The organism is Rhodococcus sp. UNC23MFCrub1.1 (assembly GCF_000686025.1).
Lineage (GTDB): Bacteria > Actinomycetota > Actinomycetes > Mycobacteriales > Mycobacteriaceae > Rhodococcoides.
In genome coordinates, this window is record NZ_JMLQ01000001.1 from 853,456 (window position 1) to 876,816 (window position 23,361).

Genomic DNA, 23,361 nt, shown 5'->3' on the forward strand with positions numbered 1-23,361 from the left:
GATCGGCGTCAGGCCTACGCAGACCGGTCGATCGCTCGCTGTGCGGCTGCACAGCGCAGGCCGACCCGACGTGGAGTCACGCACCTGTCGCGGGGCTGCTCGCCGGGCGACGCTGAGGGGACCGCGAACGACGACCCGTGAAGGACAGCGCATGGCATCGATGGCAGGCAAGGTCGTACTCATCACCGGCGGTGCGTCCGGGATCGGTCTCGAGACCGGACGCCGACTCGCGTCGCAGGGCGCGCACGTGGTGCTCGTGGACCGATCCGACATACCCGCATCGGTGATCGGGAGCCTGGACACCAGCGCTCACGGCCGGCACCTGGCCGTGACCGCCGACGTCACGGACACCGCGTCACTCGAATCAGCTGTTGCACAGATCCTCTCGGAGTACGGGTGCCTCGACGTGGTGGTGGCCAATGCGGGCATCGCCGAGGCCGGCACCGTCGCTATCAGCGACGTCGAGACACTGACCCGCATCGTCGACATCAATCTGAACGGCGTCATCCGCACCGTGCACGCCACGTTGCCCGCCGTGACCGCACAGCGCGGCTTCTATCTGTTGGTCTCGTCCGCGGCCGCCCTGAAGACCGTGCCGGGCCAGTCCGCCTACGCGGCCGCCAAGACGGGTGTCGAGGCATTCGGCGGCGGACTGCGCCTCGAGGTGGCACACAAGGGCGTCGGCGTCGGGGTCGCGCATCCCGCATTCGTCCGGACTCCGATGTTCGAGTCGCAGCACAGCATCGAGTCGGTGCGGGCGAGCATCGAGGAACTGCCCTGGCCGTTCGATGTCGTCACCGACGTCGAGGACTGCGCCGACGCGTTCGTCGACGCCATCGTCCGGCGCCGCCGGAAGGTGTACGTGCCGGGCGCTCTGCGCGGCGTCGACAAGATCCGCGGTGTGTTCACCGGCTCGCTGTGGGACGCGATTCTCCGTCCGAAGATGCGGAAGACGGTTCCACTACTGGAGCGGGGGATCCTGGAGAGCCGAGCGCGCGCTGCGCTCACGCGTCAGTAGCCACCACGCGAGGACGAGATCGGCTGTCCGGTCGATGTCGAGGCCCGTCAGATCACCGAAACGCGCCACCCTGTTGCGCACGGTGTTGCGATGCACGTAGAGGGCGGCGGCGGTGTCGTCGACGCGCCGATCATGGTCGAGGTACGCCGCGACGGTGTCCAGGATCTCGCGACCCGCCTCGCCGCGTTCGGCCACCGTGGTCAGATGCGCGGACGCGAGTCGATCCGCGGCCTCCTCCCCCAGCGCGAGGAGAGGAAGCGGTCCGAGTGCGGCCAGGTCGACCACCCCAGTCCTCGCGAAGCGGGTGGCGAGGTCGAGTGCGTGCCGCGCCTGCCCGTACGACGCGCGCGCGTCCGTGGCCGGTCGAGCATCGCCCAGACCGACCGCCACCGAGGCCGCGAGGCGGTCCGGAACCACGGGCAGAAGGGCGACGAGACAGCCGTCGATGACAGCGTCCACCACGCCGAGATCGTCGGTGCCGCAACGTAGTCGCAGCATCGACCGGATGTCCGACACGATCGACGAGTCGTTCCAGGTCACACAGGCGACGCTGTAGTGGTGATCGAGCGCGATACCGTGCTCACGGGCGTCCCGCTCGACGGACGCGGGCACGTACGACCCGTCGACGAGCTGCCGGATGAGATCCGCACGCCGGGTGGCACCCGTGACCGCTCGTTCCTGCATCACCGTGTTCACGGCGGCCGAGTACGACGTGGCCCACTCCCACATCATGTCCTGCATGTCGTCGATGACATCGGTCGCCAACTGCTGCTCGACGGCGTTGCGCCGGATCATCTTGAACAGCTCGCGGGCACCGAGCTGGATGCTGTGTGCGACGAGTTCGAGGGGGATCCGCTGATCGGCCCACCGCCGGACCAGATCGGCGACGTCCCGCTCGTTCACGGCAGGCGCATCGCTGCGCACTCGCCACAGCACGATGTCCAGGACGGCGCGCGTGTTGCGCTGCACCTCCTCGTGCGCCACCGAGTCGTACACCGGAATGCTTCTGCGGTACAACGACGTCAGGTCCGACGCGACGGCATCGAGTTCCTGCTCGGCGTCGGTGACGAGGGAGGCGATGCGCGCGGCGATCTCCCGCTCCCGCGGAGTACCCGTCCGGTCGCTCATCGCGCCTCCTCTTCCACCACCCTGCCTGTCCGGTTCACGAGCGTCGCACATCCCGAGCAGCGAGCGCACGAACCCGCGGGGCTGCTGCTCGACTCCGCGCAGTGAACGGTGCCGTCGGGAGCGCGGCACGGAGGACGAGGAGGACGCGGCCGGCTCTCGGGTACACCATGCGCGACGACCGCCGCTCCAGCGCGCGGACGATGTGCGGAACGATGTCGTCGACGGGGCTGACCGCACCGAACGGGCCGGGAAGGGCGGCGAGCAGGGCCGCGAACGCGGGCTGCGCCATCTTTCCCGTGACCATCGACGTGTCGATCCATCCCGGGTGCAGGGATCCGACGCGCACCCCGGTGCCGCTGAGTTCCAGTCGCAGGGCGTTCGCGAACGCTTCCAGCCCGGCCTTCGCCGCGGCGTAGCCCGAGTGGCCGGGCTGATGAGCGAAGGACGCCCAGGAACACGTGAAGGCGATGTGGCCGCGCGAGACCAGGACAGCCGGGAGCGCGGCCCGCACGATGTTGTGGGCACCGATCAGGTTGATGTCGATCATGCGCTTCCACGCTCCGTCGGGCAGAAGGTCGAGCGGACCGTACTCCGACACACCGGCATTGGCCCACACGATGTCGACCCGCCCCCGCTCGGCGACGACGGTGTCGATCACTCGGCGGCAGGCATCGGCGTCCCGGACGTCGAGCACGTGGGTGTCGCACGGGCCCGTCAGCGACCGCGCGGTGCGGGTCAGACCGCCCTCGTCCACGTCGAGCAGGACGACGATCGCACCGAGGTCCGAGCACCGCCGCGCCGTCGCGGAACCGATGCCTCCGGCCGCGCCCGTGACGACGAGGACCTGGCCGTCGAGGCGGCTCACCATTCGACTCTCCCCTGTGACGTGGGCGGGAGGTCGACGACCGCCAGCGCGGATTCGGTGATGCTTCCGAGAATCAGCTGCGTGCCGCGTCGGACCACGCTGGTCACCATCGAGTACTCGGGAGATGCCGACTGCAGGTCGTGCACGACCGTGCCGCCGGAGTCGAGAGCGATCACCCACGTCGTGGACTCGCCCTGTCGCACACTCTCGGGGAGGCGGTACGCGAACCTCCGGACGATGCCGGGGAGCTGCGCGACCCGATCGTGCAGTGTGCTGCGCGGCGTCGCCAGGGCCACCCACAGAAGGTCACCGTCGACCGAGACGTTGTCGGGGAAGGCAGGCAGATTGTCGACGACGACATGCGGCGGTCCGGCGTGACCGTCGACGAGGGGGTACCGCAGTACGGCGAAGTCGCCTGTCGAGATCACGGTGACGGAATCCTCGTCGTCCGAGACCGCCAGCCCGTTGGCGAACTGGACACCGTCGACGAGCGTGCGCGCGGCGCCGTCGGGCGACACCACCGCCAGCCGGCCCGTGCCGGAGTGCTCGAGGAGATCGGCGAGGAAGTCGTGGAACCCGAACCGCCGGGTGGACACCGTGAAGTAGATGTTGCCCGACCGCCCCTGGACGATGTTCGACGCGAAGGTGATCGGTTCGCCGTCGAGTCGGTCGAGAAGGACGTCGACCACCCCGGTGCCGAGATCCACGCGGAGAACACCTCGTTCGGCATCGCACACCAGCAACGTGGCGTCGTCGACGACGGTGATGCCGAGCGGTCGACCTCCCGTGTGCGCGAGAGTCTCGACGCCGTGACCGGTGTCGTCGATGGTGACCCGGACGATGCGCCCGTCCTCCAGGCCGGTGAGTACTCGCCCCCGCGAGTCCAGCCTGACGTCCTCCGGCCCGCGGCCCGGTAGTTCGAGACGCCGAATCGACGCCACCGGCTCCCTGCTCGTCACCTGCCGTGCTCGGGCCGGCGCGCTCGGTGGAGTCCACCGGACCGGGCGTAGTCGCGGAGCCACCGTGGAAGTGGGTCGAACGGCCTCGCTCGGGTGCGCGTCGCCGGCGATCACGGCGGCCACGGCACCGGCCGAACTCCACGGGGCACCGTGCCCCTCGCGCCGCAGCGGATACGCGGTGGTGCGCGGGCCGCCTGCACTGTCGGCCATCGCGGCCGGATCCACACGTCGGTCGTTCAGGCCGTACACCAGTGAGACCGGGACGGACAGTCTCGACAGTCGTTCTCTCAGCGGCGCTTCGGTCACGTAGTGGTCGATCGCCGTCGAGGACGCGCGGAACCGACGCAGTCCCGTCGCGACGAGGTCCCGCACCGCGAACTCCGGAACCGGACCACCGGGAGCGAACGCCGACGCGAGACCGGACCGGAGCCTGCGCTCGGGCAGCATCGTCCACACCGCGGCGCCGAGGACCGGCACACCGAGAACCATCTCGGAGACACCTCTGGCCGTCAGCCGACTCGCCGTGGTCGGCGGAGTCGCGACCAGCACCAGACGGGTCACGAGGCCCGGGAACTGCTCCGCCAGGGACGTGGCGACGAGTCCGCCACGCGAGTGCCCCACCACGACAGCGGGATCGCTGCCGGCGGCCCGGACCGCCCGGGCGATGTCGAGGGCGTCCTGCTCGATCGACGCGGTACCCGCGATCTCGGGCGCGAGCACCGTACCGGTGAGCAGCAGTCGAACGCGATCCCAGATCGCAGGCGACCCGCCGAGTCCGTGCAGGAGGACGACGGGCTCGCTCATCGCGGCACCGCGTCCGCGTGGACCGCGTGGTGCTTCTCGTCGAATCGCGTGGCACGGCGTCGATACCCGAGGATGCTGCCCGGCCAGAGATTGCTGTTGCGGCCGGCGGGGTCGAGGTACCAACTCGAGCACCCACCGCTCGTCCACACCGTCCCGTCGGTGAGGTCGTCGATGTCGGTCGAGTACTCGGCCTGCGCCCGGGCGGTCGGCTCGATGGAACCGCGTGCGGTCATCGCACGACGCATCGCCTTCTCGATGTATGCGATCTGAGACTCGAACATCAGGATCACCGACGTGTGGCCGAGTGCGATGTTCGGTCCGTGCATCAGATAGAGATTCGGGAATCCCGCGACGGTCGTTCCCAGGTAGGCCCGCGGACTGTCGCCCCACGTGTCCGCCATCGATCGACCCGACCCGTCGAAGACACTGTCCGTCAGCGGAAGTCGACTGGTGTCGAACCCGGTGCCGAAGATGACGGCGTCCACCTCGTGCGCGGTGCCGTTCGTGTCGATCACTCCGGTCGGAGTCACGGTCGCCACGCCCGCCGTCTCGACGGACACGTTGGGTTGCGCCAGGGCCGGGTAGTACTCGTCGGACAGCAGGATCCGCTTGCAGCCCATCCGATAGTCCGGTGTGAGTTTCTGCCGCAGAACAGGATCGCTCACGGCATGCGCGAGGTGCGCACGACCCTCGCGCTCCCCGATCGCCATCAATGCAGGATGGCGGAAGGCCAGGAGCTTCACCTCTCGCTCGAGGTAGATGGCCGCGCGCGCAGCACGCTGGTATCCGGGAACCGACTTCAGAAGGGTCCGCGTGCGTGCGGAGATGGGCTTGTCGTCGCGCGGCATCACCCACGGTGCCGTGCGCTGGAACAGGGTCAGGGACTCCACCAGCGGTTGGATTCTCGGGACGAACTGGATGGCCGAGGCACCGGTACCGACGACGGCGACGCGCATACCCGTCAGATCCGTGTCGTGGTCCCACTGCGACGAGTGGAACATCGGACCCGCGAAGGACTCGATGCCGTCGACGGCGGGGAGAGAGGGGTCGGCGAGGGATCCCGTGGCGAGAACGACGTGATCCGCGGTCGACGTCCCGCGCGGCGTCTCGAGAGTCCATCGCGCCGCTGCCGCGTCCCAGGTGAGGGACGTGACCGGGCACTGCGTCCGGAGTCGCGGGAGCAACCCGTGGTCCCGCGCCACCCGGTCGAGGTACTCGCGGATCTCGGGCTGCCGTGCGTAGGTGTGACGCCACCGGTGGCTGGGAGCGAACGAGAACGAATAGAGGAGGCTCTGGACGTCGCACGCAGCACCCGGATAGTCGTTGTCGCGCCACACCCCGCCGAGCGTCGCCGCGCGCTCGAAGATGACGACGCTCCCCTGGTGCAACGGTGCCAGCCCGATCGCTGCTCCGACTCCCGCGAAACCCGAGCCGATGACCGCCAGCGTGTGGTGGTCGGAACTCGTGGTGGTCCCGGACGATGTCATCACTGACCCTCTTTCCCTGCGTGGTGCTGACGGGCGAACTCCGACCATTCCGCGACTGCTGTCGGGATGCGGTCGGGCAGCACGAACGTGCCGTCGAGAGCGAGGATCCGCGCCGGCGGCACCGACCCGCCGCCCCGATCGGTCAGTCGGACGGACACCACCGCGGTGGCATGGTCGACGTCGCGAATGTGGAAGACCTGCTCGAAGTACAGGTTCTTGGCATCGGTACCGATCAGACGGGTCCGCACGCGATACGCACGCGGGAAGGTCAGCGAGCGCCGGTAGGTGATGCTCTGCGCCGTGACGACGGGACTCCACCCCCGCACGCGGAATTGGTGCCACAGACCGGTTCTCGCGTAGTACGCGATGCGGGCCGCGTCCAGAACGGACAGGTACCGGCCGTTGGTCATGTGCATCAGGATGTCGAGATCCGCCGGGAGTACGCGGAACCGTGTCTCGAGAGGATCACCCACTCGCGCCGTCCGTCCGAACGAGTGCATGCGGAGGACCCAGCGCAGCATCATGATCACGGGCCACTCCTCGCCGGACGACGGTATCGATCACTCGAGTGTGGCCTTCGGGAGCGTCGCGCACGATGGCTGTCGCGACACGGCGCCGCACGATGCGTTGTGCACGTGCCCACCGCCACGAGGGATGCGCGGCGTCAGTGCCCGGTGACCACGCCGAAGGCTCTCACCACGAGGTCCACGACGTCGTCGAGCGACAGGTCGTCGCGCTCGACGTACTCGTCGGCCGCCCGGTCGAGGAATCCCGTCCAGGCGACGACCGCCGTCTGCATCACCGGAGTCAGGGGCTGCCCCAGTCCGACGATGTCCGCCACCTGACGCGCGCCTGCCGCACGTGCCTCGCGGAGCGCCCGTTCGACGGCCGGATCGCCCAGCACGCCCTCGACGACGACGCGGACGTACAGCGTCCGATGGTTCTCCAGGAACTCGATGTGCCGTCGGACGAAACCGTCGAGGCGTTGCTCCGGAGTCTGCTCGTCCACCCTCGGGCTCTGGTGATGCACCAAGCGCGACAACACGTCTGCGAGCGCCGCGGCCACCAGGCCCTGCTTGTCGGTGAAGTAGTAGAACAGCAACCCGTGGGCCACATCGGCCCGCCGGGAGATGGCGGCCGCGCTGATGTCCGCGTCGCCGCCCTCGCTCATGAGGGCGATGGCCGCATCGATGAGTGCCTGTCGACGATCCCGTCGCGGACGACGCGCGCCGTCGGGGGGGTTCGCGGACATGGCACCGAGGGTAGTGCACCCCGCCCCGCACCTCGAGCACGAGTCAATTTCTTGACTGACAGTCAAAGTGCTCGTAGCGTCGCGGTCACTTCCCCACGACGAGAGGCGACGATGAACGCGACGGGTGACCACACCGGCTCGGCCGGTCTCGGCAGGCACGGACCGGATCGCATCGCCCACTGGGTGGTGAAATCGACTCGCACCGACGAGATGGTGCGGTGGTACGGCACCGTCTTCGGGGCGCAGGTCGCGTATCAGGACGACGAGATCACGTTCCTGACCTGGGACGACGAGTCGCACCGCCTGGCGATCATCGCCGTGCCCCCGGTTCTGCGGCTTCTCTTCCCGCTCGCGAGGCTCAAGCGCAAGGTCTACGGCATCGACCACATCGCGCTGACCTTCACGTCCCTCGAACGGCTGCTCGAGAACTACGTGCGGTTGAAGCGCCAGGGCATCCGCCCGGTCTGGTCCATCAACCACGGCCCGACCATCTCCCTCTACTACGAGGATCCCGACGGCATCCGACTCGAGTTCCAGGTGGAGAACTTCGACCCGGATCACACCGCGGCGTTCTTCTACAGCGACGAGTTCGCCCGCAATCCGATCGGCGTGAACGTCGATCCCGACTACCTGCTGAGCCGACTGCGCAACGGCGAGTCGCCGAAGGAGCTGCGGCGGCGGGAGGCCGGGACCAGGCCGGGCCGGCCGGTCGTGGCGAACAAGAAGACCATCTCGTTCCGTACCTTGTGATCCCTTCTCGAGAAAGCGAATCACCATGCCCGTGAACGTTGTTCGCACTGCCGAGGGATGGTGGCGCCTGCACGGTGAGACCGCGGCCCGCATCGACACCACGGCCGACACCACCGGTGATCTGCTCGCCGATCGTGCGGCCGTCGAGAGCGCACACGGCGAGGACGCCGTCGCGGCGGATCTCGACGTCCTCTCGCCGATCACCGCACCGTGCCGCGTCGTGGCTCAGTTGCTCAACTACCGGTCGCACGCGCTGGACATCGGAGCCGACCCGGCAACGCTGTACCCCACGTTCTTCCGGAAATCGTCGGCCTCCATCAGCGGCCCCAACGATCCGATCCGCCAACCCGCCGACGTCGCCCTGCTGGATCACGAGATCGAGCTGGGCATCGTCATCGGGGCGGACGTCCCTGTCGGGACCACGGTCACGCAGGACACCCTGCCGCACTACGCCGCGGGGGTGGTCGTGGCCGACGACGTGTCGGCGCGCGAGATCCAGCTGACCCGCGTCCAGGTCTACGAGAGCAAGTCCTATCCCACCTTCACGCCACTCGGCCCGCGACTCGTCCTGTTCGACGCAGCGGACTGGGCGCGGCTTCCCGAGTTGCACATGACCCTGTCCGTCAACGGCGACGTCCGTCAGGATCAGACCATCGGCGATGACCTGATCACGCCACCCGCCGAGGCACTCACCCGCCTGTCTCGTTTCCAGTACCTCTCCGCAGGAGACGTTCTCCTGACGGGCACGCCCGTCGGAACCGCCATCTCCGCCCCACCGAAGATCGTGCAGAAGATCGGCGAACTCCTTCCGCCGGCGGTCAAGTGGAAGATCTTCTTCGCTCGACAGGCGCGCAATCCCCACTATCTCTCCGTCGACGACGTCGTGACCGCCACCATCCGCACGGCCGACGGCACCATCGACCTCGGCACTCAGCGGACCGTCGTCCGATGACGACTCCGGTGGTGATCGTCGGCGCGGGTCCGGCAGGCGCCACAGCCGCACTGCTGTTGGCTCGCAGGGGTATCCGCACCACTGTCCTGGAGCGTCGAGCCACGCCGCTCTTCCATCCGGCCGCACACGTGATCAATGCCCGCACGCTCGAGATCTGGCACGAGTACAGCCCCGATCTCGCGTCGGCCATCGCGTCGATGTCGCCTCCGCACGACGAGGTGAACCTCATCAGTTGGTTCGGCGGCATCGGCGACGGCCCCATCGGGTCCATCGACCTGCTGTCCGATCCCGATCGGAAAGCAGTCGTCGAGAGCCAGAGCCCGTACATGGTCTCGCACATCGGACAGCACCTGCTCATGCCCGTGCTGTGGAACGCGCTGGACGAGGACCCGCTCATCGACTTCCGCCGCGGCGTCACGGTTCTGGATGTCGAGTCCACACCCGAGGTCGCCCGAGTGCGAACGCGCAGTGGAGATGACGACGGAGAGCTGACCGCTCGATACGTGTTGGGGTGCGACGGGGCCAACAGCCCTGTTCGCGACGCCACTGGAATCGACCTCGTTGGGCCGGTCCTGGCGAACATGGGCAGCGCGTTCTTCACCTCGCACACGCTGTTCCCGGACGACGCTCGTCCACTTCTGAGCTGGATCTATACGCCGGATCTGTGCGGCGTCCTGATCTCCCACGCCGATCACCGGTACATCCTCATGACGGCCTACCTGCACCCGGCCCAGGAGATCGCCGCGAACAGCCGCCAGTTCTGGGCCGACATGTTGCCGAAGGTGCTCGGTGACAAAGACTTCGAGCTGGAGTCGACCGGCACCTGGGTGATGACGTCGCAGACCGCGGACTCGTTCCGCCGCGGGCGGCTCCTGCTCCTCGGTGACGCTGCGCATCGGTTCCCGCACACCGGCGGCTTCGGCCTGAACTCCGGGGTGCAGGACGCGCACAATCTCGCGTGGAAGCTCGACGCGGTGCTGTCCGGCACTGCCTCTCCCACTCTGCTCGACACCTACGAGACGGAACGCCGACCGGTGGTGGAGAAGTTCGCGGAGCAGAGTGTGGCCAACCATTTCCGGCTCGACGACATCGGTGGACGCATCGGCATCACCAACAGGATGCTGGCGGTCGCGACCCGGGTCGCGGCGCGTGCACCGCTCGCGTCGCTCCCCGACCGGCTCGTCGCGCCGATGGCCACGGCGATGATGCGTCGGCAGATGCGTCGAGCGCGGCGACTGCATCCTCGGGCTCCGGGTTCGACGGCACTGCGCGGGCAGATCGCGGAGGCGTTGCCCGGTCAGATCGAACACTTCGTCTCCACCGGTCTGCAGTTCGGCTATCTGCACACGAGCGACCTCGTCGCCGACGACGACTCTGCAGTGCGGCCGCCCGAGGACGTGGTCGACTATCTCCCCACCACCTACCCCGGCGCCCGGCTTCCCCACGCGATGATCTCGACGCGCGGGCTCACCACGGGCATCCACGACGTACTCCACCGGACCTCGTTGACGCTCCTCGCGCTCGACGACGACGGGTGGGAGAACGAGCTCGGCACTCACCGCATCGCGGGCCCGGGCGTCGTGGTGGTCCCCGTCGACGCACCGGACCCCGCAGACCGGCGTCGACTGATCGACCTGCTGGAGGTCGGTGAGAAGGGAGCCGTGCTCGTCCGCCCGGACGGGCACGTGGCCTGGCGTACGACCTCGCCGGCGTCGTCGGGTGTGGCCGAGTTGACGAGATTCCTCGAACGCTGGCGCCAGCACTATCCGATGCGGTGACAGCGGCATGTCGAGGGTTCCGCGCTCCGATTCCTTCGGCAGCACCGGAACCGACGGGGTTGACTGTGCCCATGACTGACACGAGGGTCGCCATCGTGACCGGCGGTGGACGCGGGATCGGACGGGCCATCAGCCTGGCCCTGGCCCGCGCCGGGTGGGACGTGGTGATCGGCTACCACTCCGACGCGGACTCGGCCGACGCCGTCGCAGCTGACGTCACAGCCCTCGGTCGCCGCGCGTTGTGCTGCGCGGTCGACATCGTCGACGAGGATTCCGTCGCCGCGTTCTTCGCGGCAGCGGAGACGTTCGGGCCGGTGACCGGGGTGGTGAACAACGCCGGCGCGGCCACCGCAGTGGGGCGGCTCGAGGACAACGACCTCGCGGCGATCCACCGGGACCTCGACGTCGACCTCTTCGGAGTGATCGTCTGCTGCAAGTTCGCGCAGGCAGCACTCATGAGACAGGGCGGTGGATCGATCGTCTCGATCTCGTCCGCGGCCGCGACGCTCGGAAGTCCGTCGAGGTACGTCCACTACGCGGCAGCGAAAGCCGGAGTCGACGCACTGACACTCGGACTGTCGAAAGAACTTGCCCCCGCGATTCGCGTGAACGCCGTGTCGCCCGGCACGATCTGGACCGACTTCCACCAGGAGCCGGACCGGCCCGCGCAGGTCGCCCCGACGGTGCCGCTCGGTCGAGCGGGCACCGTCGACGACATCGCGGGAGCCGTCGTCTGGCTCATGTCCGAGGACGCGAGTTACGTGACGGGTGCGGTGCTCCGGGTGGCCGGTGGACTGTGAACTACCTGCGGTGCGGACCCACCTTGTTCTCCGAGTTCTCGTAGTCCCCCCGGTAGAGGCGATTGCTGAACGGCTTCTCGTTCACGGGGATCTCGATGAGCCAGTCGTGCTCACGGATGTCACGCGGCCGATACGACCCCTTGAACGTCACGGTCACCGCGCCACCGCGTTCCGCAGCGGCCTCCTCGGTGGCCTCGCGACCGGTGTTGAACGTCTCGGCGAGGTCGCGGCCGTCGTTGCCGACGATGATGGTCCCGTCGTGCACGAACTGGACGAAGGTGCCGTTCGTGGCCGCTGCGGTTCCGGCGACGGCCGACCCCAACTCCGGGTTCAGTTCGGCGACGAAGTCGGGGGTGCCCGGCGCGGCCTCGCGGTCGTCCGCTCGTACGTCCGCGTGGCGGGCCGGTGCGGGCGCGAGGGTGACGTACTGGCCGAGGGCACTGTGGCGTCCGCGGTCGACGATGTCCCAGACGTGCGAACTCGAGGTGACCTTCACCCTCCCGTCGTGGAAGACGGTGACGCGGTCGGCGCCGTTGCTCAGAATCGTGCGCTTCGCGTTGGGGGGCATCCGGTAAGTATGCGCCCCGGGACCGTCCGCACTCACGCTCGGCTCCGAAGACGTGGGCCGTGGTGAGGCCAGGCGCGATCAGTCGGCCGACGTGATGGTCACCGTCACCGTGCCACCGAGCGCACCGACCACGCCGACTCCCGACGGGTCCATGGTCCCGAGTACGACGATGCCGGGGAAGTAGCTCTGATCGCCGTAGTACAGAACGACGTCGTTCGACGGCGCGTAGTACCCGATGTCGCCGGGATCGGGATCCGCCCCTGAGGGAGACCCGTCCGTGCTCAGCACCGCCGGCAGCGGACCCGTCTTCTCCACGCCGCCGTGATCCGACATCTCCACCGTCACGGGCAGAAGTGCCGCGAGATCGCGGGCCGCCACACTGTCGTTCAGCGTTCCGATCACCGTGGTGCCCTCGACGTCGATCGCGATGCGCATCGTCTCTCCGTTCGGTTCTGCGGCGGTCGGCTGCGTGGTCGCCGGTGACGACGCCGACGAACCGACGGTGTCGCTCTCAGCCGAGCAGCCGGCGAGCAGAGAGACTGCGGACGCGAGGGCAATCGCTCCGCGGCGCGTCATCCACGCTCGTAGGTGGCCCGAAAGCCGTCGGCAGGATCGCTCGGTGTCGGAACGAGAGTGTCACCGTCCACCTCGTGAGCACGATGAAGGGTCTGCCCGATGAGATCGCGCGCCGGAGCCGACTCCACCGAGATCGTGAAGGTCCCCGAGGTTCCGTCGGACTCGGTCACGAGATCACCGTGGAACGACTCGTACCCCTGCAGGATCGAACGCCGAGCCCGGTCATGCGCCACTCCCCCACCAGCGGGCTCGCCTCCTCCGACGCCGTCCACGCCGCGCCCAGTGCGGGCACAGCGACCGCCGGCGCGGCAGTCACGAACGGTCTCTTCACGGTTGGTACCTCGTCACGTCGGAGGGTTGGTCTGGCCCCACCAACGCTAGAGACGTGATCGCACGCGAGGGAGTCCCTACGAGGGCACCCTTTGCGGTCTCCCGACGACACTCAGAAGTCGAGGCTGTCCACTCCGTCGGAGCCACCACGTACTCGCCGAATGTGCACCCGTCGAACGAGGCGGATGACAGGCCGGACGAGCAACTCGACGCTCCCGACAAGGAAGAAGACTGTTCCGAGCTCGGTGGTCGACTCACTGAAGAACAGCACACTGCCCGCGATGAACCACACCGCGATCGCGATGTCGTTGACGATGCTGACCACTTCCCACCGCTGACGGACGATCAACTCGTCGTGTCCGATGGTGAGTGTCAGCGTCTTCCCGCTGGTGTCGATACCCACGGTCGCCGATCAGGAGTCGGTGTTCGCATCCCCGGGGTGCGGCACGTTCTCCTCGTCGACGTACGCGGTGTGCTCGGTGTCCTGCTCGTGCTCGCGCGGTCCGTCGTTGCTTCCGGCGGCGGGCACGGCGTCCGCAGCATCACTGGGCATCGTCATCGCGGGGTCCTGCTCTCTGATCGGTGGTCGGGTCACGCCCTGAATGCCCCGCGCCCCGATTCCGCAACCCTCAGGCGGGTGTGCCGTCGCCGACCAGATCACCCATGTCGAGCACGAACCGGTAGCGCACGTCTCCGGCCTCGAGGCGATCGAGAGCGGTGCCGACGACGGCCGACGGCAGCACCTCCACCTGCGCGGTGATGCCGTGGTCGCCGCAGAAGTCGAGCATCTCCTGCGTGTGCCGGCGACCACCGCTGCCGGACGAGCTCACCGATCTGCGACCGACCAGGAGATCCACCGTCTCGATCGAGACCGAGCCGAGGTGGCCCACCAGACAGAGGGTTCCGTCGAGCGCCAGGCTCGCGAGGTACGGCTGCGGATCGTGAGCGACCGGGATGCAGTCGACGACGAGATCCAGTCCGCCCTGCACCGCCGCCATCGCGGCGTCGTCAGTCGACAGTACGGTGTGGTGAGCACCCAGTTCCCGCGCCTCCTCCGCCTTGGCCGACGAGGTGGTGAACACGGTGACCTCGGCGCCCAGCGCCGCCGCGAATCGCACGGCGAGATGACCGAGGCCACCGATTCCGGCAACACCGACACGAGAGCCGGGACCGATGTTCCAGCGGCGCAACGGCTCCCACACCGTGATGCCCGCGCACATCAGGGGAGCGACCGCGGCCGCATCGAGGCCTTTCGGCCGGTGGTAGACGAAGCGATCCCGCACGACGTACTCCGCCGAGAAGGCTCCTGCCGTCGTCGATCCGTCGACGCGGTCCCGCCCGCCGTAGGTGAGGGTGGGGAACTCACGGCAGTAGTTCTCCTGCCCCGCAGCGCACATGTCGCAGCCATCAACAAGTCGCAGATCTATGCGTACTTCGGCAGCAAGCAGGCACTGTTCGACGCGGTCTTCGACAACCGGGTGGACGTCGACATGGCGGACGTCCCGCTCGACGCGGACGACCTGCCCGGATACGTCGCGGCCCTCTACGACATGTACCTCGGCGATCCCGAGCTGGTGCGCCTGGTGACCTGGGCGCGGTTGGAGCGGACTCCGATCGGCCCCCTCTTCGCGCACCGCGAGGATGCCGGTCGCGCCGAGTTGGACGCCATCCGCGACGCACAGAAGCGGGGCACTCTCGTCGACGACGTCGCGGCGGAGGATCTCTGGTCGATGCTGGTGTCGCTCGCCGCCACGTGGGCGCAGTCCGCGATCGTCCACACCGCGCACGCGGGTGAGAGCGCGTCCGACCACGATCGCCGACGAGCGGCACTGGCAGCGACAGCGCGGAGGGCGTTCCACGCGATCTGAGCCGACGAGGCACCTGTCAGCCGAAGACCGTCTGCCGTTCGGTGTGGGTGAAGGTGAAGATCGTGGCACCGAAGCTGAACAGCGCGGCGAGCAGGAGCACCTGGGGACCGGTGATGACGACGCCGATGAAAGCGCCGATCGCACCGCCGAGCGAGAACGACCCCAGCAGCATGAGGTAGCAGAGCCAGTCGTAGCGGGTTCCGCCACCGCAGAGGTGGCGTTCGATTCCCTGCCCCAGCTTGACCAGCGTTCCGGTGACATAACTCAGCGGAATGTAGGTCTCCTCCTTCTTGGTGAAGGCGGTGTTCAACGCGCCGAGCGCGAAAGCGATGAGAAGGATCGGATAGAAGTTCACGTCGGCGGACGACCACCCGGACAGTGCGATGTCGGTCGACCCCGCCACCGCGAGCGCGATCGTCGTCACCACGGTGGCACCGTGCGGATGGTTCGACCAGTACTTCCGTCGGCAGATCGACGCGATGACCACGCCGAGCAGGAACGATCCCATCAGTGCCAGTGCGGCCCAGGGAGATGCGCCCGGAGCCACCTCCTTGCCGGCGGGCTCACCGAAATGTCCCACGACCGCGCGTTCGGTATTTCCCGTCATGAAGGTGACGAAGTATCCGGCGGAATGCAGAAATGCGACGGCGCCGACCATCCCGGCGAGGCCCGACAGAATCCAGGACAACCGGGCTTCCGGGCCGACTGCTGTGTCACGGCTGATCGCCACAGATGAGGTCATACCTGTCATTCTCCGGACGGAATGTGCTCGGACGGCTCCGTGAGGCGTGTATCACAGAACAATAAAGATGGTTAACACCGGTGAAATGTGGTGGGTCACAACAGCGTTCTCCGAAAGCTGGAACAACACCGAAGGATTGAGGGTGGTCAGACTCGGGGCACCCGTGCTGCGTGGGCGGCAGTTCCGCCCCACGCCTGAGGAGGCCCCATGTATCTGCACGTACAGAAGCTGATCCACGACATCGTTCCCGACGAGCCCGATCCCGCCGCAGCGAACGCGCTGCAGGAGGGCCTCGGTGGCCAGTTCGGCGAGATGCGCACGATGATGCAGTACCTGTTCCAGTCGATGAACTTCCGCGGCGCCGCGGCCAAGCCCTACCGGGACCTGATCCAGGGCATCGGTACCGAGGAGATCAGTCACGTCGAACTCATCGGCACCACCATCTCTCGCCTGCTCGACGGGTCGCCGCGATACCAGGGCAAGCAGAACGATCCGCTCGACACACCGGGCGCGGGCGGCGCCGTGCCGCTGAACATCGCCCTGTCCGAGGGCAACATCCACCACTACCTCGTCGGTGCTCAGGGCGCGATGCCCGTCGACTCGGTGGGCAACCCGTGGAGCGGCAGTTACGTCTACAACTCGGGCAACCTCGTGCTCGATCTGCTGTACAACCTGATGCTCGAATCGACGGGCCGCCTGCAGAAGTGCCGCATGTACGAGATGACCGACAACAAGACCGCCCGGTCCACCATCTCCTACCTCATCGTTCGGGACCAGGCGCACGAGAACGGCTACGCGAAGGCACTCGAGACACTGGGTGTCGACTGGAAGAAGACGCTGCCCATTCCGAAGACGAACGCCGAGCAGTTCCCCGAGGTGAAGAAGCTCGTGGAGATGGGCCTGCAGAGCAAGCAGTACACCTTCGACCTCACCGGCGCGTCCGAGGCGGGCCGTATCTACCAGGGCATGTCGCCGTCGAAGGACGGAACGGATCTCGACGCGAGCGAACAGGCGCCGGCGGGTGCACCCCTCGACATCGCGCCCGAGCGACCGGAGGAGTTCGCACCCGGGCTCGATCCGGAGCTCATGGAGCTGATCCAGCAGACCGCAGAGATGGAGATGGCCGACATAGACGCCACGTTCGGCGAACTCGGGAAGTGATCTGACAGTTCACCGATGCGGCACTGCGCGACTCTCGTTCGCGCAGTGCCGCATCGGTGATCACGACACCATGCGTCGCAACAACCCGACAGCCTTCTTCATCCCGTAAGCCACGACGGTCCTGCGACCGTCGTCGTGCGTCCACTCGAGGAGAGCCGAACCGTCCTCCATCGATCCCTCCAACACGGTGGGTGCACCGACGAGAGGCAGCGGACCGACGACCTTGATGGACAATCCCAGTACCTCGGTCCAGAAGTAGTCGTCCGTCGGTGCGCACCGGGCCGGCACATCCAACACCGATGCCGCGGCGACCCTGCCCTGCGCGATCGCAGTGGACCAGAACGGGGTACGGCGAACCCGGCCGTTCTCGTCCGAGCCACGAGTGACGTCTCCCGCAGCGAACACTCCCGGCACCGCGGTCGCACAGCGGTCGTCGATGTCCACGCCGCCGCCGTCACCGATCCCGCTGCCGTCGAGCCAGTGCGTGCCGGGGACCTCACCGACACAGCTGACCACGAGATCGGCCGTCGACTCGATGCCGTCGATCCGGACCCCACCCACCGGATCGCCGATCAACTCGACAGGCCGGTCCACCCGGCGGACGTCGACCGAGCGTTCAGCCGCCCGTGCGGTGATCGCCTCGGACAGGAACGGGCCGAGTATCCGCTGCAACGGCGGATCCACGTCGATGACCGTGACCGGAACATCGCGTGCCGCACAGGCACTCACCACTTCCATCCCCAGGAACCCTGCGCCGACGACGATCGCGGACGTCGCACTCTCCAGCCGCTCCCGCAGCAGACGAGCATCGGCAAGGCTGCGCACCACCAGCTCACCGCTCTGGTCGGGTGCAGCCAGTCTGCGAGCGTCCGCCCCCGTCGCCACGATGAGAGCGTCGTACGGAACGTCGTCACCCTCCGCGAGAGTGATCACTCGTCGCCCGACATCGACTCCGGTCGCCAGCGCGGTGACGGCGGTCAGGTCGAGATCGGACAGGTCCCAGACATCGGACGCACCGATGCCCTCCGCGAGAACGCGTTTGGACAGCGGCGGCCGGGCATAGCAGCCGTCGGGATCGCATCCGATCATGGTGATCGGACCGTCGTGACCCAGCGCTCGGAGTTCACGTGCGGCGGTACATCCGGCGATGGAATCACCGACGATCACCACCCGGCGTGCGGCACCGCTCACGCGCGCTCACGCAGCGCCGCGACCGGACAGACACTCACGGCGGATCGAGCACCGGGCACCAACTCGTCCGGGACGTCCGCGCCGTCGTAGGCATGGTGCAGCTCGCCCTCGTCGTCGAGGCTGAACACCTCCGGCGCCTGCTCTGCGCAGATGCCGTGTCCCTCGCATCGATCCCAGTCGACATCGACGATCATGACGATCTCCTCTCTGCTGCGACCAACCTCAGTGGGAGGCGGTCGAATCGGTGGATGACGTTGTTCACCGCACGCGACGGTGTGCCCGTGAGTTCGATGCGCTCGACGCGCTCGGCCAGCACTCGCAGCATCGTGGACGCCTCGAGACGAGCGAGCCCTTGACCCGCGCATCCGTGCACGCCCGATCCGAAGCCGAGTTGACGGGACGCATCGCGGGTGATGTCGAAGGAGTCCGGGTCGTGCCACTCGCGGGGGTCACGGTTCGCCGACGCGTAGAGCACCAGCACTCGCGCGCCCCGAGGAATGATCGCGTCGCCGATGGTCTCCTGGCGCACCGCCCTGCGGGAGAACGCACGGATCGGCGACTCGTATCGCACGACCTCGTTGACCGCGTTGGGAATCAGGGACGGATCCGCGCGGACCGCCTGCCACTGGTCCGGATGGGTCGCGAACAGGTGCAGTGCACCGGAGATGGCGCCGATGGTCGTGTCCAGCGACGGTCCGAGGTAGTCGATCATCAACGCCGGGCACTGCGATCTCTCGATGCGCCCCTCGTCGGCCGCGGCGAGAACGTCCGCACCCATGCTGCCCGGCAGCACCGAGCGTTCACGGACCACCCGGCGGGAGTAGGCCATCATCTCCGACGCTGCTCGGGTCGCCGTCACCGCGTGCCGGTTCAGGGGACCGAGCGCATCGAATGTCGCTCCGGCCCAGCGCAGCAGGTCGTCACGGCCGTCCTCCGGCCACCCGACGAGATCGGGAACGATCGACGTCGGGAGCGCGGTGGCCAGGTCGTCGACTCCGTCGATGCACTGCTGCGTCAGCGCCGCGTCGACGATCTGCTCGGCCTTGTCCTGCACCGCCGACGCCATCTTCCGGACGGCCTTCGGAGTGAGACGATGTGCGAGCACGGATCGCTTCAACGCGTGCTCGTCGCCGTCACTGTTGAGCGTCGTTCCACGACCGAGTCTGTTGGCGACGGGATTCAGCGCGACACCGTCGCCGGAGACGAACGTGCCGTCGTCGAGCAGCGTCGACTTGCATTCCGCGTAGCGCGTGATCGCGTGAACCTTCTGGCGAGTCAGCCACACCACCGGACCCAGAGCCCGCATCTCCGCATAGTGCGGGTACGGATCGAGAATGGCCGCGGTGGAGTAGATGTCCTCGGTGTAGCGAGGAAGTGCCGTGTCAGCTCTCATCGGCGCGTCCGATCGTGTTCGGGGGCAACGGGCTCGGCGACGGCGGTACAAGGGTGTGGAGGGCGGACAGTGACCGCGCGGTCGCCATCACCGTCCGGTCGGGGCGGACCAGAGCGGCGGACACCCGTCCGCGGCGTAACCATCTGCCGTGGTCGGAGCCGGGGCTGACCAGAAGGACCTCCGCGCCGCGGCGGGCGATCTCCTGACGTTGCGCAGGTTCGGGTTTCACGGTGGTGACCACTGTGAACCGGTATGGTGCCACGGCATCGAAGCGAACACCGCGCTCGGTCGGCGCGTTGGGGCACAGCGTTCCCTCGAGCCTGCGCGGCGACATCGATCCACGTCGCACGAACATCGACGGGTGCAGACGCGGAGTCGCGCTGTCCGTGACGACGGAACTCAGTCCGGGAACACGTGTCACCACCGGGAACACCCGGCGACGCAGACCCGCGACCCTCTCACCGCCGCCGTTCATGGCCCATCCGACGGCAACTGCCTGGCGGATCATGGCGCGCGCGTGCGGTACTCGTTCCTGCTCGTAGCTGTCGAGAGCCGCCTCGGGCAGAGATCCGCCCAATACCCCGGCCACCTTCCAGGTCAGGTTGTAGGCGTCACGCAGACCGGCGCCCATCCCCTGGCCGATGAACGGCGGTGTCAGATGCGCCGCGTCGCCCAGCAGGAACACCCGTCGATCACGCCACCGGTCTGCGAGCTGGGCCCGGAACGTGTACTCGGTGACCCGGACGAGCTCGAGATCGGTGCGCGGTGCTCGGCGCAGCCACGGGTCGAGCAGCGATGCGAGTGCATCCAGATCCGGGAAGTCGTCGACGGTCTCGTGTTCGAGAAGTTCGAATTCCCACCGATAGCGAGTCTGGCCGATGCGCATGAACGTGCCCGCGCGGTGCGGATCGCACAGCTGATGCACCCCGTCCCACAGGCCGGGGTCGACGGGACTCGACGCGTCGACCACCAGCCACCGCTGTTCGGGCGCGAGAGTCCGCATCGTCGTTCCGAGCGCGGCCCGCACTGCGCTGTTCGCACCGTCGCACCCGAGCACCACGTCCGCCGTGACGGCGCTGCGTTCGCCCGTGGCGACCTCCCGGACGATCACCTGCACGTGGTCCCTCATCGTGGCCACGTCGGTGATCTCCACGCCGCCGCGAAACTGCACGTGAGGATTCCGCGTCATCGCCGATCGCAGGATGCGCTCGAGCTCCGGCTGGTCGAACATGTTGGCCGGAGGGAAGCCGTGGGGACGGGAATCGGGATCACGCTCGAACTCGGCGATGGTGTCCATGGCGGGGTCCACCAGGCGCAGGCCGCGTCCGGGGCGGGAGATCTCGGTGAACGCCTCCGCGACGCCGAGGTCACCGAGGATGCGGTGGACCTCGTCGTCGAGGTGGACGGCACGCGGCTGCGGGAAGATGTCCTCCCACCGGTCGAGTACGAGGCACTCGATGCCGTGCCGTCCGAGCAGTGAGGCTGCCACCATTCCGGTGGGTCCCGCGCCGACGACGACGGCCGGGTGGTGCGTCACGCGTACCGCACCGTCGTGCGCTGCATCCCCAGGTCGAGCATCGCGTCGTCGGTGGCGATGGTCACCTCCACGACGTCACCGTCCTGCAGGTAGGCCGGGTTGCTCGCCTGACGCTTGAAGAAGGTCTTCCACTTCACGGCCGGCGGCAGCAGAGCGCCGATGATCTCGATGGGCTTCGGTGGCGCCTTCAGGGCCGTGCCTCCCGGAGTGCCGGTCAGGATCAGGTCGCCCGGGTCGACGCGCTGGAACCCCGTCAGGGTCCGCAGCGCTTCCGTGGGTCGGTAGATCATGTCTCGCACCGTACTGTTCTGCCGGATCTCCCCGTTGACGCGCAGCATCAACCGCAGTTGCTCGAAACGATCGAGGTCGCCGTCTTCGAGAACAAGGAGGACGGGGCCGACGGGGGTGAAGGTCGGGTACGACTTCGCCTCGTAGAACTGGGTCTTGGGCAGCTGGACGTCGCGGGCCGACACGTCGTTGGTGATCACCAGTGCCGCGATGTGGCGGGCGACCGTCGTGTCGTCGATCGTCGATCCGACGGGAAGGGTCGTCCCCACCACGAGCCCGATCTCCACCTCGTAGTCGAGCAGGGTGACATGGGCCGGCCGGACGATGTCGGCGGTCGGTCCGCTGATCGACCCCGACGACTTCCGGAAGAAAGTCAGTGGCACCGTCTCCGGATTCATACCGGAATCCTTCACGTGCGACACGTAATTGGTCATCTGTGCCACCACTCGACACGGCGCGGTGACGGGCGAGACGAGCTCCAGCGATGCCACGGGGACGGTCTCGCCACCGGCCGCGGCAGCATCGACGGCCGACCGGTCTGCGAGCAGGTCCGCGGTGGTGGTCGCTGTGGTGTCCACCCGAACGGCACCCTCGCGGGTCTGCACCCACCATCCGTCGGCGGTGCGGAGAACGGCGATGCTCATGTCGAGGCTACTTTCATCAGGCCGAGAAGGCGTTCGGAGTCGAATTCGTTGTCGCTGCGCAGTCCGGTGAGGATGGATCGCAGTTCCGACAGGGACCGCTTGTTCGGTGCGATCCCCAGGAAGTCCTTGCTCGCGGGTGGTCCCCACTGCGCGAGACCGGACGCCGTCATCGGCGCCCAGCCCGGTTCGAGCGTGGCGTCGAAGCGGTCACCGTCGCTGAAGTGCTCGACGAGGAAGCCGTCCGGGTCGCGCCAGTAGTCGAAGATCTGACTGCCCTGGATGTGCCGACCGATCCCCCACGAGTGCCGGTAGCCGCGCTCGGTGAGATAGCGGCTCCCCGCACCGATGGCGTCGATATCGCACACCTGGTATGCCGAGTGGACGTAGCGGTCCGACGGCCCCAGCGTCATCGCGAGCGTGTGGTGGTCGGTCGGTTCGGACCCCCGGTCGCAGCGGATGAAACTCATGACCGGTCCGCGGTGACGCTGCCCGTCGTAGTAGAGGAAATCGCTGACGATCAGGCCCAGGTGTTCGAGGTACCAGGTCAGATTCTCGAGATAACGCGTGCGCTGCAGCACCACGTGACCGAGCCGCTCCACGAGGGCGGGCTCGTGCGGTGGCCGCTGCGTGGCATTGGTGCGCGTGATCCCCGCGTCGTCGAGCGCCCCGAAGTTGTAGTCGTGGGTGCGCTGACCCGGCAGTGGGCGACCGTCGTCGAGATCGGCGACCACCCGCACCGGCTGGCCGCTCGGATCCGTCACGGTCACCCCGATCCCCCCGATCGAGTCGGGCAGCCGCTCGACGCGATGACCCGTCGCGCGGGCGAGGCGCAGCACGTCGGCGGACTCGGCGGCACGGAAGGCGGCACCGACGTAGGACGTCCGGCGCCCCTTGCGGATGATGACGCACGGCGCTCCGTCAGCCAGCCCGCGCAGATACAACTCGTCATCGGTCCGCACGGTGACTCCGAAGCCGAATGCTTCCGCGAACGTCTGCGCGCGGTCCAGGTCGGGCTTGCGGAACTCGAGCCAGGCGATGTCCTGGACCTTGATCACCGGGTTCATCGCACGACCGGGATGCTCACCCGGCAACGCACCCTGATCGACGTGCATCCCCTGATGCCCGTCGACGTCGCGAGTTCGGTGCGCGTGATCGATAGTCATGGCCGCTCCTGAAGTAGATGATCACATCGTCACTCATGATCGGATCGCCCGTCAAGACTTTCTGATGAAATCATCACAAGGTGGTGTTCGAGTGGGAAGCACGGTGC

27 protein-coding genes are annotated in these 23,361 nt (G+C 67.8%); 7 read left to right on the forward strand and 20 right to left on the reverse strand.

Annotation, left to right across the window (positions count from 1 at the left end; genetic code table 11):
- Window positions 1-151: 151 nt before the first annotated feature.
- Entirely contained in the window at window positions 152-1,018 is an 867-nt protein-coding gene (locus tag BR07_RS0104235) for a short-chain dehydrogenase/reductase (protein WP_027504363.1), read from the forward strand.
- Here the strand turns inward: BR07_RS0104235 and BR07_RS0104240 are convergent.
- From BR07_RS0104240 to BR07_RS0104265, 6 genes are all read right to left on the reverse strand, one after another.
- The gene (locus tag BR07_RS0104240) at window positions 962-2,146 is read right to left on the reverse strand and encodes a PucR family transcriptional regulator (protein WP_027504364.1); all 1,185 of its coding nucleotides are present in this window, start codon (window positions 2,144-2,146) and stop codon (window positions 962-964) included. The two genes, BR07_RS0104235 and BR07_RS0104240, sit on opposite strands and share 57 nt — an antisense overlap.
- Window positions 2,147-2,180: 34 nt before the next feature.
- Window positions 2,181-3,014 carry an SDR family NAD(P)-dependent oxidoreductase gene (locus BR07_RS23250; RefSeq protein WP_051613000.1) on the reverse strand — a complete coding sequence of 278 codons (834 nt, stop codon included), beginning with the start codon at window positions 3,012-3,014 and terminating at the stop codon, window positions 2,181-2,183.
- On the reverse strand, window positions 3,008-4,774 hold the full coding sequence (locus tag BR07_RS26130; RefSeq protein WP_051613001.1) for an alpha/beta fold hydrolase: 1,767 nt from the start codon (window positions 4,772-4,774) through the stop codon (window positions 3,008-3,010). Before BR07_RS26130 ends, BR07_RS23250 begins: the two co-directional genes overlap by 7 nt.
- Complete coding sequence (locus BR07_RS23255; protein ID WP_051613002.1) at window positions 4,771-6,261, reverse strand: flavin-containing monooxygenase; 1,491 nt, start codon at window positions 6,259-6,261, stop codon at window positions 4,771-4,773. Before BR07_RS23255 ends, BR07_RS26130 begins: the two co-directional genes overlap by 4 nt.
- A complete protein-coding gene (locus BR07_RS23260; RefSeq protein WP_231476202.1) occupies window positions 6,261-6,785 on the reverse strand; it encodes a thioesterase family protein in 525 nt (174 codons plus the stop codon). Before BR07_RS23260 ends, BR07_RS23255 begins: the two co-directional genes overlap by 1 nt.
- Before the next feature lie 140 nt (window positions 6,786-6,925).
- On the reverse strand, window positions 6,926-7,513 hold the full coding sequence (locus tag BR07_RS0104265; RefSeq protein ID WP_027504366.1) for a TetR/AcrR family transcriptional regulator: 588 nt from the start codon (window positions 7,511-7,513) through the stop codon (window positions 6,926-6,928).
- A 111-nt stretch (window positions 7,514-7,624) separates the two neighbouring features.
- On the opposite strand from BR07_RS0104265, the gene BR07_RS23265 reads away from it, so the two are divergent.
- The 4 genes from BR07_RS23265 to BR07_RS0104285 all read left to right on the forward strand — a co-directional run bounded on the left by BR07_RS23265 (window position 7,625) and on the right by BR07_RS0104285 (window position 11,793).
- A complete protein-coding gene (locus tag BR07_RS23265) occupies window positions 7,625-8,263 on the forward strand; it encodes a VOC family protein (protein ID WP_051613004.1) in 639 nt (212 codons plus the stop codon).
- A gap of 25 nt (window positions 8,264-8,288) precedes the next feature.
- Window positions 8,289-9,215: a fumarylacetoacetate hydrolase family protein gene (locus BR07_RS0104275; protein WP_027504367.1), complete on the forward strand. Its 927-nt coding sequence runs from the start codon at window positions 8,289-8,291 to the stop codon at window positions 9,213-9,215.
- Window positions 9,212-10,993 (forward strand): FAD-dependent oxidoreductase, encoded by a 1,782-nt coding sequence (locus BR07_RS23270; RefSeq protein WP_037184040.1) that lies wholly within the window; start codon window positions 9,212-9,214, stop codon window positions 10,991-10,993. The genes BR07_RS0104275 and BR07_RS23270 overlap by 4 nt, the downstream gene beginning before the upstream one ends.
- Window positions 10,994-11,064: 71 nt before the next feature.
- On the forward strand, window positions 11,065-11,793 hold the full coding sequence (locus tag BR07_RS0104285) for an SDR family NAD(P)-dependent oxidoreductase (protein WP_027504368.1): 729 nt from the start codon (window positions 11,065-11,067) through the stop codon (window positions 11,791-11,793).
- A 1-nt stretch (window position 11,794) separates the two neighbouring features.
- Here BR07_RS0104285 and BR07_RS0104290 read toward each other — a convergent pair whose 3' ends face one another.
- The 7 genes from BR07_RS0104290 to BR07_RS27280 all read right to left on the reverse strand — a co-directional run bounded on the left by BR07_RS0104290 (window position 11,795) and on the right by BR07_RS27280 (window position 14,664).
- Complete coding sequence (locus BR07_RS0104290) at window positions 11,795-12,361, reverse strand: hypothetical protein (protein ID WP_027504369.1); 567 nt, start codon at window positions 12,359-12,361, stop codon at window positions 11,795-11,797.
- Window positions 12,362-12,439: 78 nt separating this feature from the next.
- A complete protein-coding gene (locus BR07_RS0104295; RefSeq protein WP_231476168.1) occupies window positions 12,440-12,796 on the reverse strand; it encodes a cyclophilin-like fold protein in 357 nt (118 codons plus the stop codon).
- A 137-nt stretch (window positions 12,797-12,933) separates the two neighbouring features.
- Window positions 12,934-13,107 (reverse strand): hypothetical protein, encoded by a 174-nt coding sequence (locus tag BR07_RS27545; RefSeq protein ID WP_231476169.1) that lies wholly within the window; start codon window positions 13,105-13,107, stop codon window positions 12,934-12,936.
- Entirely contained in the window at window positions 13,104-13,253 is a 150-nt protein-coding gene (locus BR07_RS27550; protein ID WP_231476172.1) for a hypothetical protein, read from the reverse strand. The genes BR07_RS27545 and BR07_RS27550 overlap by 4 nt, the downstream gene beginning before the upstream one ends.
- Window positions 13,254-13,379: 126 nt before the next feature.
- Window positions 13,380-13,670 carry a YrhK family protein gene (locus BR07_RS0104305; RefSeq protein ID WP_027504372.1) on the reverse strand — a complete coding sequence of 97 codons (291 nt, stop codon included), beginning with the start codon at window positions 13,668-13,670 and terminating at the stop codon, window positions 13,380-13,382.
- A gap of 9 nt (window positions 13,671-13,679) precedes the next feature.
- On the reverse strand, window positions 13,680-13,826 hold the full coding sequence (locus tag BR07_RS27275; RefSeq protein ID WP_197027715.1) for a hypothetical protein: 147 nt from the start codon (window positions 13,824-13,826) through the stop codon (window positions 13,680-13,682).
- A gap of 70 nt (window positions 13,827-13,896) precedes the next feature.
- Entirely contained in the window at window positions 13,897-14,664 is a 768-nt protein-coding gene (locus BR07_RS27280) for an NAD(P)-dependent alcohol dehydrogenase (protein ID WP_197027716.1), read from the reverse strand.
- A 93-nt stretch (window positions 14,665-14,757) separates the two neighbouring features.
- On the opposite strand from BR07_RS27280, the gene BR07_RS27285 reads away from it, so the two are divergent.
- The gene (locus tag BR07_RS27285; RefSeq protein ID WP_197027717.1) at window positions 14,758-15,135 is read left to right on the forward strand and encodes a hypothetical protein; all 378 of its coding nucleotides are present in this window, start codon (window positions 14,758-14,760) and stop codon (window positions 15,133-15,135) included.
- Between the two features lie 16 nt (window positions 15,136-15,151).
- Here BR07_RS27285 and BR07_RS0104325 read toward each other — a convergent pair whose 3' ends face one another.
- Window positions 15,152-15,877, reverse strand: a complete 726-nt coding sequence (locus tag BR07_RS0104325; protein ID WP_051613006.1) for a YoaK family protein — start codon at window positions 15,875-15,877, stop codon at window positions 15,152-15,154.
- 207 nt (window positions 15,878-16,084) lie between these two features.
- Here BR07_RS0104325 and BR07_RS0104330 point away from each other — a divergent pair, with 207 nt between their 5' ends.
- Window positions 16,085-17,038 (forward strand): manganese catalase family protein, encoded by a 954-nt coding sequence (locus BR07_RS0104330; protein ID WP_027504374.1) that lies wholly within the window; start codon window positions 16,085-16,087, stop codon window positions 17,036-17,038.
- Window positions 17,039-17,098: 60 nt separating this feature from the next.
- Here the strand turns inward: BR07_RS0104330 and BR07_RS0104335 are convergent, their stop codons facing one another.
- Genes BR07_RS0104335 through BR07_RS0104360 form a run of 6 tightly spaced genes read right to left on the reverse strand, consistent with a single transcriptional unit; the run spans window position 17,099 to window position 23,254 of the window.
- On the reverse strand, window positions 17,099-18,229 hold the full coding sequence (locus BR07_RS0104335) for an NAD(P)/FAD-dependent oxidoreductase (protein ID WP_027504375.1): 1,131 nt from the start codon (window positions 18,227-18,229) through the stop codon (window positions 17,099-17,101).
- Window positions 18,226-18,423 carry a ferredoxin gene (locus tag BR07_RS0104340; protein ID WP_027504376.1) on the reverse strand — a complete coding sequence of 66 codons (198 nt, stop codon included), beginning with the start codon at window positions 18,421-18,423 and terminating at the stop codon, window positions 18,226-18,228. Before BR07_RS0104340 ends, BR07_RS0104335 begins: the two co-directional genes overlap by 4 nt.
- Window positions 18,420-19,622, reverse strand: a complete 1,203-nt coding sequence (locus BR07_RS0104345; protein WP_027504377.1) for a cytochrome P450 — start codon at window positions 19,620-19,622, stop codon at window positions 18,420-18,422. Before BR07_RS0104345 ends, BR07_RS0104340 begins: the two co-directional genes overlap by 4 nt.
- A complete protein-coding gene (gene mhpA / locus BR07_RS0104350) occupies window positions 19,612-21,159 on the reverse strand; it encodes a bifunctional 3-(3-hydroxy-phenyl)propionate/3-hydroxycinnamic acid hydroxylase MhpA (RefSeq protein WP_027504378.1) in 1,548 nt (515 codons plus the stop codon). The genes BR07_RS0104345 and mhpA overlap by 11 nt, the downstream gene beginning before the upstream one ends.
- On the reverse strand, window positions 21,156-22,091 hold the full coding sequence (locus BR07_RS0104355) for a fumarylacetoacetate hydrolase family protein (RefSeq protein ID WP_027504379.1): 936 nt from the start codon (window positions 22,089-22,091) through the stop codon (window positions 21,156-21,158). Before BR07_RS0104355 ends, mhpA begins: the two co-directional genes overlap by 4 nt.
- On the reverse strand, window positions 22,088-23,254 hold the full coding sequence (locus BR07_RS0104360; RefSeq protein WP_051613007.1) for a VOC family protein: 1,167 nt from the start codon (window positions 23,252-23,254) through the stop codon (window positions 22,088-22,090). Before BR07_RS0104360 ends, BR07_RS0104355 begins: the two co-directional genes overlap by 4 nt.
- Between the last annotated feature and the right edge of the window lie 107 nt (window positions 23,255-23,361).

Bases quoted from the DNA above. Each gene is read 5' to 3' on its own strand.
- BR07_RS0104235 (WP_027504363.1), top strand. From the start codon at position 152: ATGGCATCGATGGCAGGCAAGGTCGTACTCATCACCGGCGGTGCGTCC.
- BR07_RS0104240 (WP_027504364.1), bottom strand. From the start codon at position 2,146: ATGAGCGACCGGACGGGTACTCCGCGGGAGCGGGAGATCGCCGCGCGC.
- BR07_RS23250 (WP_051613000.1), bottom strand. From the start codon at position 3,014: ATGGTGAGCCGCCTCGACGGCCAGGTCCTCGTCGTCACGGGCGCGGCC.
- BR07_RS26130 (WP_051613001.1), bottom strand. From the start codon at position 4,774: ATGAGCGAGCCCGTCGTCCTCCTGCACGGACTCGGCGGGTCGCCTGCG.
- BR07_RS23255 (WP_051613002.1), bottom strand. From the start codon at position 6,261: ATGACATCGTCCGGGACCACCACGAGTTCCGACCACCACACGCTGGCG.
- BR07_RS23260 (WP_231476202.1), bottom strand. From the start codon at position 6,785: ATGATGCTGCGCTGGGTCCTCCGCATGCACTCGTTCGGACGGACGGCG.
- BR07_RS0104265 (WP_027504366.1), bottom strand. From the start codon at position 7,513: ATGTCCGCGAACCCCCCCGACGGCGCGCGTCGTCCGCGACGGGATCGT.
- BR07_RS23265 (WP_051613004.1), top strand. From the start codon at position 7,625: ATGAACGCGACGGGTGACCACACCGGCTCGGCCGGTCTCGGCAGGCAC.
- BR07_RS0104275 (WP_027504367.1), top strand. From the start codon at position 8,289: ATGCCCGTGAACGTTGTTCGCACTGCCGAGGGATGGTGGCGCCTGCAC.
- BR07_RS23270 (WP_037184040.1), top strand. From the start codon at position 9,212: ATGACGACTCCGGTGGTGATCGTCGGCGCGGGTCCGGCAGGCGCCACA.
- BR07_RS0104285 (WP_027504368.1), top strand. From the start codon at position 11,065: ATGACTGACACGAGGGTCGCCATCGTGACCGGCGGTGGACGCGGGATC.
- BR07_RS0104290 (WP_027504369.1), bottom strand. From the start codon at position 12,361: ATGCCCCCCAACGCGAAGCGCACGATTCTGAGCAACGGCGCCGACCGC.
- BR07_RS0104295 (WP_231476168.1), bottom strand. From the start codon at position 12,796: ATGCGCATCGCGATCGACGTCGAGGGCACCACGGTGATCGGAACGCTG.
- BR07_RS27275 (WP_197027715.1), bottom strand. From the start codon at position 13,826: ATGACGATGCCCAGTGATGCTGCGGACGCCGTGCCCGCCGCCGGAAGC.
- BR07_RS27280 (WP_197027716.1), bottom strand. From the start codon at position 14,664: ATGTGCGCTGCGGGGCAGGAGAACTACTGCCGTGAGTTCCCCACCCTC.
- BR07_RS27285 (WP_197027717.1), top strand. From the start codon at position 14,758: ATGGCGGACGTCCCGCTCGACGCGGACGACCTGCCCGGATACGTCGCG.
- BR07_RS0104325 (WP_051613006.1), bottom strand. From the start codon at position 15,877: ATGACCTCATCTGTGGCGATCAGCCGTGACACAGCAGTCGGCCCGGAA.
- BR07_RS0104330 (WP_027504374.1), top strand. From the start codon at position 16,085: ATGTATCTGCACGTACAGAAGCTGATCCACGACATCGTTCCCGACGAG.
- BR07_RS0104340 (WP_027504376.1), bottom strand. From the start codon at position 18,423: ATGATCGTCGATGTCGACTGGGATCGATGCGAGGGACACGGCATCTGC.
- BR07_RS0104345 (WP_027504377.1), bottom strand. From the start codon at position 19,622: ATGAGAGCTGACACGGCACTTCCTCGCTACACCGAGGACATCTACTCC.
- BR07_RS0104355 (WP_027504379.1), bottom strand. From the start codon at position 22,091: ATGAGCATCGCCGTTCTCCGCACCGCCGACGGATGGTGGGTGCAGACC.
- BR07_RS0104360 (WP_051613007.1), bottom strand. From the start codon at position 23,254: ATGACTATCGATCACGCGCACCGAACTCGCGACGTCGACGGGCATCAG.